General features: G+C 56.7%; 15 protein-coding genes and 1 pseudogene. 5 read left to right on the top strand and 11 right to left on the bottom strand.

Going from position 1 to position 12,184, the window contains the following annotated elements; genetic code table 11:
- Positions 1 to 49 precede the first annotated feature (49 nt).
- Positions 50 to 328: a hypothetical protein gene (locus HGP12_RS28360; protein WP_168879962.1), complete on the top strand. Its 279-nt coding sequence runs from the start codon at positions 50 to 52 to the stop codon at positions 326 to 328.
- Here the strand turns inward: HGP12_RS28360 and HGP12_RS28355 are convergent.
- On the bottom strand, positions 310 to 561 hold the full coding sequence (locus HGP12_RS28355; RefSeq protein WP_168879961.1) for a DUF982 domain-containing protein: 252 nt from the start codon (positions 559 to 561) through the stop codon (positions 310 to 312). The two genes, HGP12_RS28360 and HGP12_RS28355, sit on opposite strands and share 19 nt — an antisense overlap.
- A gap of 108 nt (positions 562 to 669) precedes the next feature.
- On the opposite strand from HGP12_RS28355, the pseudogene HGP12_RS28350 reads away from it, so the two are divergent.
- Positions 670 to 1,278 (top strand): annotated as a pseudogene (locus HGP12_RS28350) (ABC transporter permease); the annotation flags it as partial.
- 336 nt (positions 1,279 to 1,614) lie between these two features.
- On the opposite strand, the gene HGP12_RS28345 reads toward HGP12_RS28350, so the two are convergent.
- From HGP12_RS28345 to HGP12_RS28315, 7 genes are all read right to left on the bottom strand, one after another.
- Positions 1,615 to 1,998 carry a PIN domain-containing protein gene (locus tag HGP12_RS28345; RefSeq protein ID WP_168843931.1) on the bottom strand — a complete coding sequence of 128 codons (384 nt, stop codon included), beginning with the start codon at positions 1,996 to 1,998 and terminating at the stop codon, positions 1,615 to 1,617.
- Positions 1,995 to 2,195, bottom strand: coding sequence for a type II toxin-antitoxin system VapB family antitoxin (locus tag HGP12_RS28340; RefSeq protein WP_168879960.1), 201 nt, complete (start codon positions 2,193 to 2,195; stop codon positions 1,995 to 1,997). Before HGP12_RS28340 ends, HGP12_RS28345 begins: the two co-directional genes overlap by 4 nt.
- 396 nt (positions 2,196 to 2,591) lie before the next feature.
- Entirely contained in the window at positions 2,592 to 3,365 is a 774-nt protein-coding gene (xth, locus tag HGP12_RS28335) for an exodeoxyribonuclease III (protein WP_168879959.1), read from the bottom strand.
- 15 nt (positions 3,366 to 3,380) lie between these two features.
- Positions 3,381 to 3,671: a DUF2934 domain-containing protein gene (locus tag HGP12_RS28330; RefSeq protein ID WP_168843929.1), complete on the bottom strand. Its 291-nt coding sequence runs from the start codon at positions 3,669 to 3,671 to the stop codon at positions 3,381 to 3,383.
- A 136-nt stretch (positions 3,672 to 3,807) separates the two neighbouring features.
- Positions 3,808 to 4,038, bottom strand: a complete 231-nt coding sequence (locus HGP12_RS34925; protein ID WP_409526877.1) for a hypothetical protein — start codon at positions 4,036 to 4,038, stop codon at positions 3,808 to 3,810.
- 329 nt (positions 4,039 to 4,367) lie between these two features.
- Entirely contained in the window at positions 4,368 to 5,009 is a 642-nt protein-coding gene (locus HGP12_RS28320; protein ID WP_168843928.1) for a DUF1109 domain-containing protein, read from the bottom strand.
- Entirely contained in the window at positions 4,999 to 5,553 is a 555-nt protein-coding gene (locus HGP12_RS28315; protein ID WP_168843927.1) for a sigma-70 family RNA polymerase sigma factor, read from the bottom strand. Before HGP12_RS28315 ends, HGP12_RS28320 begins: the two co-directional genes overlap by 11 nt.
- Before the next feature lie 260 nt (positions 5,554 to 5,813).
- On the opposite strand from HGP12_RS28315, the gene HGP12_RS28310 reads away from it, so the two are divergent.
- The 3 genes from HGP12_RS28310 (at position 5,814) to HGP12_RS28300 (ending at position 8,190) form a co-directional block, all read left to right on the top strand.
- Positions 5,814 to 6,425 carry a hypothetical protein gene (locus HGP12_RS28310; protein ID WP_168879958.1) on the top strand — a complete coding sequence of 204 codons (612 nt, stop codon included), beginning with the start codon at positions 5,814 to 5,816 and terminating at the stop codon, positions 6,423 to 6,425.
- A gap of 131 nt (positions 6,426 to 6,556) precedes the next feature.
- On the top strand, positions 6,557 to 7,417 hold the full coding sequence (locus HGP12_RS28305; RefSeq protein ID WP_168879957.1) for a cytochrome b/b6 domain-containing protein: 861 nt from the start codon (positions 6,557 to 6,559) through the stop codon (positions 7,415 to 7,417).
- Positions 7,414 to 8,190, top strand: coding sequence for a molybdopterin-dependent oxidoreductase (locus HGP12_RS28300; protein ID WP_168879956.1), 777 nt, complete (start codon positions 7,414 to 7,416; stop codon positions 8,188 to 8,190). Before HGP12_RS28305 ends, HGP12_RS28300 begins: the two co-directional genes overlap by 4 nt.
- Before the next feature lie 55 nt (positions 8,191 to 8,245).
- Here the strand turns inward: HGP12_RS28300 and HGP12_RS28295 are convergent, their stop codons facing one another.
- From HGP12_RS28295 to HGP12_RS28285, 3 genes are all read right to left on the bottom strand, one after another.
- Positions 8,246 to 9,568 carry an aspartate aminotransferase family protein gene (locus HGP12_RS28295; RefSeq protein ID WP_168879982.1) on the bottom strand — a complete coding sequence of 441 codons (1,323 nt, stop codon included), beginning with the start codon at positions 9,566 to 9,568 and terminating at the stop codon, positions 8,246 to 8,248.
- A gap of 44 nt (positions 9,569 to 9,612) precedes the next feature.
- Positions 9,613 to 10,677: a phosphotransferase gene (locus tag HGP12_RS28290; protein ID WP_168843923.1), complete on the bottom strand. Its 1,065-nt coding sequence runs from the start codon at positions 10,675 to 10,677 to the stop codon at positions 9,613 to 9,615.
- Between the two features lie 69 nt (positions 10,678 to 10,746).
- Positions 10,747 to 12,180, bottom strand: coding sequence for an NAD-dependent succinate-semialdehyde dehydrogenase (locus HGP12_RS28285; protein ID WP_168843922.1), 1,434 nt, complete (start codon positions 12,178 to 12,180; stop codon positions 10,747 to 10,749).
- Between the last annotated feature and the right edge of the window lie 4 nt (positions 12,181 to 12,184).

Raw genomic sequence — 12,184 nt, 5'->3', positions numbered from 1 at the left:
GCGACGCGTCCAACGACCTCGTGGATATGGCCGAGGCCCGGAGCGCCATTTGCAGCTGGATGGCCTCGCGAAAAAGCTCGAAGCAGAACGAGCCGCAACGCTCGTCAATTCCGGCATCGACAAAGCACCTGAGGCATATAGCAACGCGGAGACCGGCATGCGCCACGAAATTGAGGCCCTTTGTGCCATCACGGTGAGGGCGCCGGCAGGGATTACGCTCAAGGTGAAAGCTACTGCCGCCGCCATACCTGCCTCATCAGCCGATCACGCAGATTGTCTCATGTCGGCAGATCACGACGTGGCGCGAGTTCATTCGTCAAAGATGTAAATATCGCCCTCTTTCAGAGCAGCGATAAACGCCTCTCGCGCTTTCTCAGCGTCTATCTTTTCTTCGTGGGCGTCTAGCAACACTTTTTTGGCAGATTGATATGCTTGTCCAGCTTCAAGCGTGGGCCATTCGTCCAGAAGATATTCAGTGGCGCGTTCTGCGTTCGAAATGACCAGTCGCGCACCAGTCTTACGCGTTTCGACGATAACGGGCTTACTCCACCATTGAACCATCGACGTTCTCCTCGGGCGGTGAACGGACTGTGGGCTGGAAAGTTCCGGAAAGTTTGCGGGGAATCGATCATGTTACGATAGGAGGGGAACGCCTGCCTCGACTGCCGAAAGCAAGTAACCATTACCCTGACTGAAACGGTGCTAGGCTACATCATCGGCACTGGCCTTGGCGTTGCCGCGGGGGTGTGGCTCGGCCTGTCGCGCTCAGCCGCGCGCATCCTCGATCCGTTCATCAAAGGTTTGAACGCAATTCCGCGTGTCGTCCTTGCTCCGATCTTTGTTCTTTGGCTCGGGTTGGGCCTATGGTCCAAGGTGGCTCTCGCCGTTACGCTCGTGTTCTTCGTGACCTTTTTCAATGCGATGCAGGGCGTCCGCGAAGTTAATCCCGTGGTGCTGTCGAACGCCCGCATCCTCGGTGCGACACGGTCTGAACTCCTGCGGCACGTCTATTTTCCGGCCGCCGCAAGTTGGATCCTGTCGTCGCTACGAACATCGGTGGGATTTGCGGTCGTTGGCGCGATCATCGGTGAATATCTGGGCGCATCGGCCGGTCTGGGCTACCTTATCGCACAGGCAGAAGGTAACTTCGACGCTGTCGGTGTCTTTGCGGGCATAGTCATCTTGGCGGTATTTGTCCTGTTGATCGACCTCGTGCTGGATTTCGTCGAGGGCCGCCTCATCAAATCGCGGCCGCGCGGGGCGGAGCGCACCACTTGATTCTGCAAAGGTTGCCGAAAGTCCCTATTGCGAAACAGGGACTTTCGCACTTCGACGGACTCTTACGATTCAAATTGTTCAGCGGCTGCAAACCGGTTTAATGCCTCCCAGCACCGGCGAGCCTGACCGGTCGGTCGATCACCGGAAAACTCTAGCTAGAACTGGTCGAGTTTGAAGGGTTCAGATCAGTCGGCCTGAGCGGAAGGAGGCCTCCAGCATACTCCACCAATCCTCACAGATTTCCGCTCACCCCCGGAGGAAAAAAGACTGCAGGCCTTGCGACCGCGCCATTGCTGCGTCCTGCTGATCTGAACCTTAACAGCATTATTTCAGTATTTAGTTGCGCGCATTGACCGGCGTGTATAGTGAAGCGCCCGCTTTTTCAGCCGCTACCTGCAGACGCTTGTCTCTGGTCCATAAGGCCGCCCGCGGATCAAGCAGGATCGAGGCGAGCAAGTGGGCATCTGTATAGCCAATGCCCATACTGAAAATGCCGTGGCGATCAATCATCGTCATGACTTCGTCGTGTGTTGCGACGAACGCTTCGCGCTGGGCCGCCAAGAAAGTTATCACGCTCCCACGATCTCGGAGGCTGCCGAGCGCCAACTCGCCAATCACAGCCGGATGGCAGAGTAGACGATCGTTATCAACAATCGTGCGCAGCTCTGCGTCACCATGGCGGAAATGATCGATCCATATAGAAGTGTCTGCCAGTATCACTTGGCTGCTGCGCTCCGGCGACGTGGGGCTGCCTCTGCATCAGGCATAGTTCCGCCGAGCGCGATGAGGCGCTTTCCGGACTCCACTCGGACAAGCGTTTCCAACGCTTGGCGGACCAGGGCGGCGGTTTCTTTTGTACCGGTTAGGAACCTCGCCCTTTCCATGAGAGTGTCGTCGAGGTTGATGGTCGATCGCATTATTTGGTTTCCTTGTTCTGGTGTTTTAAATAGCACCATTTGGTGATGAAATATACGCCTATTTTCCACTTCGATCCGTTGAAGCTGAAGAGCGTACTACGCCATGCTGGACGAAGCAGCCATGGCCGCAAAACTTAAACGAAATGGCCTTCGGTAAACCCGGCGCGGCTAAAGTTCCATAATATAGATTATGCTAGAAACACTACCTATAATTGTATAATGGAAATTAATTCAATTATGGGACATTGCCCATTTTATCCAATGGTGATTAATGGACCCTCGCCCGTAAACCGTTGATTGCTGCGCGCGAAGCAACGTTGGCAATCGGATGAAAAAGAACCAAAGGGCGACTTCTGTCGGAGCAGATTGCGACCGCAAGCAAAGTTGAAATATCGATTAATCCTTAACGTCGATCCACACCGGCGCGTGGTCGCTCGCGTGCGGCCATGCACGCGTAAACTTGTCTACCGCGGCCGCAGTGAGTTCCGGGGCCAGCGCAGGACTGAGCAGGAAATGATCGATCCTGAGGCCGGCGTCGCGCGCAAATGCATTCCGGAAATATTTCCAGAAGGTATAGATCCGCTTATCCGGATGCAGGTGCCGCAGCGCGTCCGTCCATCCCTGCGCTATCAACTCGGCATAAGCGGCTCGCACCTCGGGCCGAAAGAGTGCGTCGTCGCGCCATCGGTCAGGGGCATAGACATCGATGTCGGTCGGCATGACGTTGAAGTCACCGATAAGCGCGACGGGGGCGCCGAGCTCCAGAAGCTCAGCCGCATATGTACTGAGCCGTTCGAACCAGCGAAGCTTGTAATCGAACTTCGGACCCGGAGCCGGATTACCGTTCGGAATATAGAGGCAGCCGATGACAATACCGTCGATGATTGCCTCAATATACCGGCTGTGCGTGTCGTCAGGATCGCCCGGTAGCCCGCGCCTTGTCTGAAGCGGCTCCTGCCCTTTCGCCAGGATGGCGACGCCGTTCCAGCTTTTCTGACCATGCCAGATCACTCCGTATCCAGCCGCGTTCAATGCCTTGACTGGAAATTTCTCGTCCGGCGCCTTCAATTCCTGCAGGCAAACGATGGCAGGCTCAGCCTCCTGCAGCCATCGTAAAAGAATATCCAGCCGGCCGTTGATGCCGTTGACATTGAAGGTGGCGATCTTCATGCACTTCAATGCCCGCTATGATTGTCGCCGCGATCGTCTTCGCTCGACTTGACGCACTTCCCCGCCTGATGACGCCTTTGATGACTGCCTGGGTCGATCGCCGCTTTCACCTTGAGTCCGCAGCGAGACTTCATCATCCCGATCATCCTCGTCGATCAAATCTTGCAATGTCTCGTGCTCGTTATCCTCCGCCAGTTCATCAGCGGCCTGCAGCCAATGCCTTGTAGCTGAGCCATCGGGGCGGCCTTCCTGCTCCCAAATTTCGTAAGCACGGCGGCGGATCTGCTCGTGTTTATCAATTGCCATCGCTCCTCCTCCTCCTTCAATGGGAATCCAGCGTCGCAATCAACCGATTGCGCAGTTGGGTTCCGCGTCTCAGTAACTCGATTTTCCAGCTATTGTTCCGCTGGTCCTCTTCATCACAAAGTCGACAATAAACGCCTCATCCGATCCCTGTAATGTGCCGCTCAATCCCGCCCGCAGGGGCGCCATTCTTGTCGTTGATAGTCACGAGTGCCGCCTGCGGCGCTTCCGCCACGCCGAATTTGACGACGACACCGCTGCGATCCGCTGGGACGACAATTTCCCAGGTTGCCGGCACGTCGGCGTCGACGGGGAGATTCTTGGGATCGATGGAAACGGTATTGGGTCCACAGGAATTGAGGTTCGGCACCAGAATGCGCCCGCTCTGGCCGGTCTTGCCAATCGGCCTGTTCTGCTGCTGGACTTCGACGTTCGACGTGCAGACGCCGGCGATGGCGTCTTCGATCCGGTTGGTGGTAAAGACCCCGTCCCCGTGACCGATGGCGCCGTCAAGATGTTCCGCTCAGAAGGCGATCCACGATGTTGGCTTGCGTTGATGCCGTCGGTGCTTATTGGCGAGCATTACCAACCTGAAGGGCTTGTGATTTGCGACGCCAATATCTTTGGTCGCATTCCACCCACAGGAGTACGTATGAGGGTCGGCAATCGCCGGAAGGACGGCTGGCGTTTCGATGGGGACTACCAGCGCAAAAGCAGCTTACCGAAGAAGCATCCTAACAGCCCACTCAACAGGATGCCGAGTGTGTACCAGATGGTGATGAACGGAATACCGTTCTCGATGCACGCCCAGGAATATACCCAGGCGCCCGTAGCGCCGGCACACGCACCAGCAATGAATCCAGCGAGCCTGGGTCGCGTCGGAGCCGCCCGGCGGAGAAACCATATGTTGGCCCCGAAGGCCGGAAGACCGAACGCCGCGATCAGAAACGGACATATCACCGAGGAGTAACCAAGGATCAAAAAGCGATAAGAGGTAGGCGGAGAATAGCCAAGCTGCGCGACAGCCAAAAAAACCATGATGACGAATATAGCGCCGATGACGCGTAACGGCTCACTAATCCGCCCTCCCGGCCGGGCTATCTGCTCGAGCGCAACGATCAACATAGCCATCACGCAAACCGAATATGCGAATTTTACGGTGAACGCGACCAGGGAAACGGTTTGGCTATTTGAGCGAATAGCGAACGATGCCAACAGCGCAACCGCTGCCCCCAGCACTCCAATTCCGACAACGTGAGCCAGCCTCTTTCTCAGGGCGTGCGGAGGTACGGGGGCAAGCCCTGCTGCCAGCTTCTCGATCAATTCATCACTATTCGTCATTGGCAAAGCCCAATCTGCGACCAATCTCTCGTATGCTTCGGTGGATGCTTACGCGAACCATGACTTCCGACTGACCCGTGTTGACTGCCGTTTCAGCGGTCGTATTCCCGAATAGCTTGACCTGTCGGAGAAGCTCTCTCTGTTTAAGAGGCAGTTGATCGAGCAGGCGATCGACGTCGAGATGGGCAAATAGTGCTTCCTCTCGAAAATCGCCTGCAAGTTCATCGTCCAGCTCTACGTTACTCTCGCTTTTGCGCTTGGCGATACGCAGGTGGTCAACTAGCTTGTATCTGGCGATCTGGAAAAACCACGCCGTGAACGGTCGGTCCCGATCGAAGGTTATTCGGCGGTTGTGCAAAGCCAGAAGCACTTCCTGGACAAGGTCTTCGACGTCCCATTCAACTCGCGATCCTAAACGCTTCCGATAATAAATCAGAAGCAGATCACGCAGAACTGTAAGCAAGCGTCTGTATGCCGCCTCATCGCCGTCAAGCGATAGAAGCATTAAACCCTTCAAGATCTCTTCCGATACCGATTTAGTCATCCACGGGCCATCATTCGTTCTTGGCCGCGACTTGTTACATGTCCATCCAAATTATTCTTCCCCGGTCTCGTGATCACATCCCCGTGATCTGTGTAACGCATTTCCGGAGCCGCCGAATGAGAGGGCGGAATTGAGGAACAATTGCTGTTGCCGCTCAGGCGCCATTGCAAGGTGTTCGACCTTCCAAGCGATCGCCTACGCACTATGCCCGATGGCCGCGTGGGGATCACGTATTAGGAGATGAAGATATGGAGAGCAGAATGTCGCTGTCAAAGTTGAAAATCGTGGGTGCTGCATTGGCCCTCGGGACATTGACCGTAGTGTCTGCGCATGCGGCCGACAAGGCTCGCGTTCGCGGCGTCGTGGAAAGCCTCAACGGCGATACACTGAAGGTCAAATCGCGTGAAGGCAAGGACGTTACGATCATGTTGAAGTCCGGATGGGCTGTCAACGGCATCGTCAAAGCCGCCGTAACAGATATCAAACCGGGGGACTTCGTCGGCATTGCGTCAGTGCCGACCGATAGCGGCGTCAACGGCGCGCTGGAAGTGCTGATCTTCCCGGCGGCCATGAAAGGCACCGGCGAGGGTGATTACGGCTGGGACCTGAAGCCGAAAAGCTCGATGACCAATGCCACGGTTGCAAGTGCCGTGACCTCGGTCAACGGCCCGACGCTGTCGCTCACCTATAAGGGCGGCGAGAAGAAGATCTCGATCCCGCCGGGTACGCCCGTCGTGACTATTGGCAACGCGACGAAGGACGACATCAAGCCCGGCGCCGGTGTTATTATCAACGGCACGACGACTGGGGACAACATGGTTGAATCCGACCGCGTGCTCGTCGGCATCAACGGCGTTATTCCGCCGATGTGAGACGACTGCGGCGAAATCGCAGATTGCCCGGCTGCCGATGGCATCCGGGCAATTTCAATGGGTGGCGACGACCCGCCCCTCATAGAGTTCCAGCTAGCCGCTATCCGGTGGCACCATCAGGAGAACCGTCTATGGCAAGCATCGAGCAGATTGGCACTGCGCCGCCACCTCCCCCAGCCAAGATCTTCATTCGCCGGCATTCGGTTGTCACGCGGATCACGCACTGGATCAACGTCCTATGTCTGACGCTGCTGCTGATGAGCGGCATGCAGATCTTCAATGCCGATCCGCAGCTGCATTGGGGGAACTACGGTGCGGTCGAAGACCCATCCTGGTTCGAAATCGCCAGCAATCAGGATGGCGACAACGTCATCGGAACAGTACGGATCGGCCGCCTGTCGATCACGACAACCGGTTTGCTTGGCGCGTCTGCGGTCGATGGCGAAATGGCGCCGCGTGCATTCCCCGCCTGGGCCACGATCCCCAGCTTCCAGGATCTTGCGGCCGGCCGGCGATGGCATTTCTTTTTTGCTTGGCTGTTCGTCATCAACGGGTTCGTTTATTTTGCATATAGCCTGATCGGCGGTCATTTCCGCCGTGACCTAGCCCCGACCGCTCAGGATATCGCACCCCGCAATATCTGGCATGAAATCAAGGACCATGCCCGGCTGCGTTTTCCAAAGGGCGACAATGCGCGCCGCTACAATGCGCTGCAGAAGCTGGCCTACCTCATCGTGATTTTCATCCTGCTGCCCCTGATGATCGGCTCGGGGTTGACCATGTCGCCTGCAATAGATGCCGGCTATCCATTCCTGCTCGACATCTTCGGCGGCCGCCAGTCGGCGCGCGGCATTCATTTTATCACCGCCTGGAGCCTGGTGCTGTTCGTCATCGTTCACGTCGCGATGGTGTTCCTCTCCGGCCTCTGGAACAACATGCGTTCGATGGTGACCGGCCGCTATTCCATCACCAATGAGGAGACCGACCGATGACCTCCTTTCTCAGCCGCCGCCGCTTTCTCATCGGCTCGGCCGCCGGCTTCGGCGCGTTGGGCCTGACCGGTTGCGATGATGTTACCCAGAACCAGCACGTCCAGCAGGTGCTGGCTCTGGCGGAACGGTTGACCATGGGCACGCAACGGCTGATCGTTTCCCCGCAGGCGCTCGCCCGCGAATATACCGAGGCCGATATTTCGCCGAGCTTTCACCCGAACGGATCGACAGCGCCCAACAGTCCGGCATACGTCGAGATGGTCGAGACAAAGTTTGCCAACTGGCGTCTGAAGATCGACGGCATGGTCAACAAGCCGATGGAATTGTCGCTGGCGGACTTGAAGAGACTGCCCTCGCGCACCCAGATCACCCGCCACGACTGCGTCGAAGGTTGGAGCGCCATCGGCAAATGGCAGGGCGTGCCTTTGGGTTTGATCCTGCAGACGGCCGGCCTGAAGCCCGGTGCTCGCTACGCGGTCTTCTATTGCGCTGATGAGCTGGAGCAGACGCTTGATGGCAGCGGCCGCTATTACGAGAGCATCGACCTGATCGACGCGTTTCATCCGCAATCGATTCTCGCTTACGCATTGAACGGCAAGGATCTGGAAGTCGAGCATGGCGCGCCGTTACGCCTGCGTGTCGAGCGTCACCTCGGTTACAAAAATGCCAAATACCTTATGAGAATCGAGATCCGCGACAAGTTCGACGACCTTTGGGGCGGCAATGGCGGCTTCTGGGAGGATCGCGGCTATGAATGGTATGCTGGGATCTGAAGGGTTCTTCTTTGCCACTCCGGCTTCCACCGCCTCGACTTGAAGGCTGCCATACTCACTCCCCGCGTTCTATTTCGATAAGAGCATCCTCCAATGCGTTGAGCAGCATATCAGCATTTTCGCGAGAGAAAGGGAGTGGCGGCCGAATTTTGAGAACATTGCCATTTAGTCCTGAGGCACTTATCAACACACGCCGATCACGAAGCTTACTAACGACCTTCAGCGCGAGGCGGCTATCTGGCTCGCGGCTGTCCCGATTGCGTACAAACTCCAACCCAAGAAACAAACCGCTGCCTCGTACATCTCCAATCGACGTGAACGTCTCTTTCAAGCTGTTCATTCCTGCCTTTAGGTAGTCCCCTGTCTTGCGAGCATTTTGCATAAGGTTTTCTTTCTCGATAACGTCAAGTACAGCCGAGGCAGCAGCCAAAGAAACGTTGTTGGCCCCAAATGTATTGAAGTAACGTATATCCTGGCCGAAACGCTCCTGGATGTCCGACTTCATAATGGCCGCTGCGATTGGCATTCCGTTACCCATCGGCTTGCCTATGACTGCAATGTCCGGGACGACTTCGTGACGCGCGAAACCCCACATGTTTGAGCCTACTCGCCCGAAACCGGGCTGCACCTCGTCAGCGATATAAAGTACACTAGCTTTTTTTAGCACATCAACGACAGGCTTGAGGAAACCGGGCGGATCGGCAAGAACGCCATCCGTGGAAAAGATGCTGTCGGCGATAAAGGCGGCTGGCGTGATACCCCGGCGGCGCATGTGGCCAATCGCTTTAGCGACGTCCTGCGCCAATGCCGCGCCAACATCGCGACCGTTGGCGCGATAAGTGTCGGGCGCCGGCACCGTCAGCACATGCTGGCCAAGAGGTACGCTGTCCCCAAGCAACGGCGAGATTTCCGCCGCCGAAGCCGTAACGCCATGATAAGCGTTCTCCGTAATGATGATACCGGTGCCACCGGTATAATAGCGTGCCAACCGGAGGGCTAGATCGACCGCCTCGCTGCCGGTGCAGGTGTACATCACACGGTCGAGTTCGGCCGGAAACGTCGCCAAAAGCCTTTCGGAGTAGGAGAGGATTTGCTCGTTCAGATAACGTGTATGAGTATTGAGTTGCGATGCTTGGTAACTTATTGCCTCCACAACGTGCGGGTGGCAATGACCAACCGACGGCACGTTATTATAGGCGTCGAGATAGGTTTCTCCGTCCGGTCCATACAGCCATACGCCTTTGGCCTTTGTGATATGGACTGGATTTTCATAAAAGAGCCGATACGACGATCCGAGTAGCATCTGTCGGCGCTCGATCATCTTTCGCTCTCGTTCCGGCAGGCTACCGAGCCGTGCCGAGTCGAAACCGTTGACCATCGGTGCGCTCGGTTTGTGGGAAACGGTTTTTTTCATGCTTTTGATCACCGATTGGCTTCGCGCAATCTTTCGATAGCGACGGTCCTTGGAATTGCATCAAGGCGCGCTAATTGTGCCCAAACGCCCGCACTTTGGGTGGTCAAGCGCTGAGCGTGCTCGGGGAATAGCCGTGCGCGCCATTTCGGAATACAAAGCCGCATCACCAACCGCATGACCGCTGCCTTGTAGACTAGAGAGATTTCGGTATCGGATAGGAAACATTCGCTGCGATATCCCCTGATAAGATCGCACATCGCCCGTACCGGATCAGGCTCATCCCCGATCTGGTAGGCAGCAGCGACACCCACGTCGAAAAGCGTGGGGGCGTGCACCATGTCGCCAAAATCAATGATGCCGGTGATTGTATCGGGCGTTGTCGTATCGACGAGGATGTTTTCCATATTGAAGTCGTTGTGGATGACTTGGGCATCCAACGTGTTCATGATCGGCACAATCGCCGTCTCGAACTCGTCGATCGCATTTTCGAGGCGCGTTCGCTGATGTATATCAGCAAATGTCGGCAGGACTTCACGCATCCCTATCGCATGTTTCAAATCCCAGCTGATGCGATGGGATGCAGCCTCATGGGAAAAGCTTTTCAAGGCCTTTTGCAAACGTCCGAGCAACGCGCCAACCCGCCGGCGCTGTAGAGGAGACTGTGGCGCGGTCCGTTGTGAAACGCCTGGTGCGAAGGTGACCATGCGCACGCCGCGTTCGCTGCCGTCGTCCGCCACAAAGCGAAAATCCGCGGCACCGTCACGCGTGCGGATGACGCGCTGGGTCGGAATTCCTGGATCCACTTCCTCCACATGTAAGAGCGCTAAGCTGTGCATGGAGGTAACGAGTGGATCCTCTACAGGATTGAGGATTTTTAAGAGATACGCCGTGCCATCCTCGAGCGTCAGGCGATAATTGCTGTCCTTTTCGCCCCACAGCCATGTTGCGCGACCAGAAAGGCCATAATGGTCGCAAGCAATTTGTTGAGCTTGGTCACATGGCACGGGAACAGAAGCAGTTTCCAGTTCGGCGCCGAGCACACCCGTCTTAGAATTTCCTTTTAACGCGGACATTGCATTGTTCCAGCTTTCTTAGGGACGTCTCTTGAAGTTGTCTCGGGCGTTCCGCGGGCAAAAATCGGACTATGTCGCTTCGGTCACGAGCTTCGAATTGAAATAACTGTCCATCGCCTCAGTCCCACCTTCCGAGCCGTAACCGGAATCCTTGATGCCGCCGAACGGCAACTCCGGGAGCGCCAGTCCGTGGTGATTGATAGAAAGCATCCCGCTTTCAATGTCGCGAGCGAGCGCGGCGCTTGTCTTTGCGGATGTCGTATAGGCATAGGCGGCCAGTCCGTATGGTAGCCGGTTCGCCTCCGCGACGGCAGAATCATAGTCCGCAAATGTACTGACCAGCGCCATCGGCCCAAAAGGCTCCTCATTAGAGACACGCGCGTCGAGCGGAACATCGGTGAGAATGGTGGGCTGGAAGAAATTTCCCCGATTTCCAATCCTCTTGCCTCCGATCGCAACGCTTGCTCCACGAGACACGGCGTCTGCCGTCAAGGCTTCCATCGCCTCGATCCGGCGAGCGTTGGCAAGCGGTCCCATGTTCACACCATCCTTCAAACCGTCGCCCACATTTATCGCTTCGGCCGCCTTCACAAAGCCGTCGAGAAATTTCTCATAGACGCCCTGCTGAACAAGAAAGCGCGTTGGCGCCACGCAGACCTGTCCGGCATTTCGAAACTTTGCACCACTCAATATTCGAACCGCCAGATCGACGTCCGCATCGTCGAACACGATGGCTGGCGCATGCCCGCCCAGTTCCATCGTCACGCGCTTCATGTGGGCACCCGCGAGCGAGGCGAGTTGTTTTCCGACCGCCGTCGATCCGGTGAAGGAGATTTTGCGGATCACCGGGTGCGGAATGAGGTAACCCGAGATGTCCGCCGGTATGCCGAAGACAAGATTGAGCACACCAGCCGGCAAGCTTGCGTCAGCGAATGCGCGAACAAGTTCAGCACAACTCGCCGGGGTCTCTTCGGGTCCTTTCAGGATGATTGAACAGCCGGCTGCAAGAGCTGCCGACACTTTACGCACCGCCTGATTCAACGGGAAATTCCAAGGACTGAAGGCCGCCACCGGGCCGACTGGCTCCTTTATGACCATCTGTCTGACATTCCTCGCTCTTGGAGGAATCAAACGGCCATAGGCGCGACGAGCCTCCTCGGCAAACCAATCGATGATGTCGGCGGCGCTCAAGGTTTCCGCCAGGGACTCGGCCAGCGGCTTACCCTGTTCCAGCGTCATCGTCCTGGCGATCGCCGTCGAGCGCCCACGGAGTATTTCAGCCGCCTTGCGAAGAAGTTTCGACCGCTCCAACGCGCTGACCTGACGCCATTGTTGGAAGCCGGCCGCGGCTGCGGCAAGCGCTTCGTCGAGATCATTGCTGCCGGCATTTGAGACGTTGCCGATGACCTCGCCCGAGGCTGGATTTATGATGGCTAGCGGCTCGTTGGAGCCATCGCGCCAAACGCCGTTGATATGAAGCCTTGTGTTCGGATACTCCGACATATCA

It is taken from the genome of Rhizobium sp. P28RR-XV (assembly GCF_012641385.1).
In the GTDB taxonomy this organism is placed as follows: domain Bacteria; phylum Pseudomonadota; class Alphaproteobacteria; order Rhizobiales; family Rhizobiaceae; genus Rhizobium.
The sequence above is the reverse complement of the archived record's forward strand: the minus strand, read 5'-3'. Positions and strand labels throughout refer to the sequence as shown.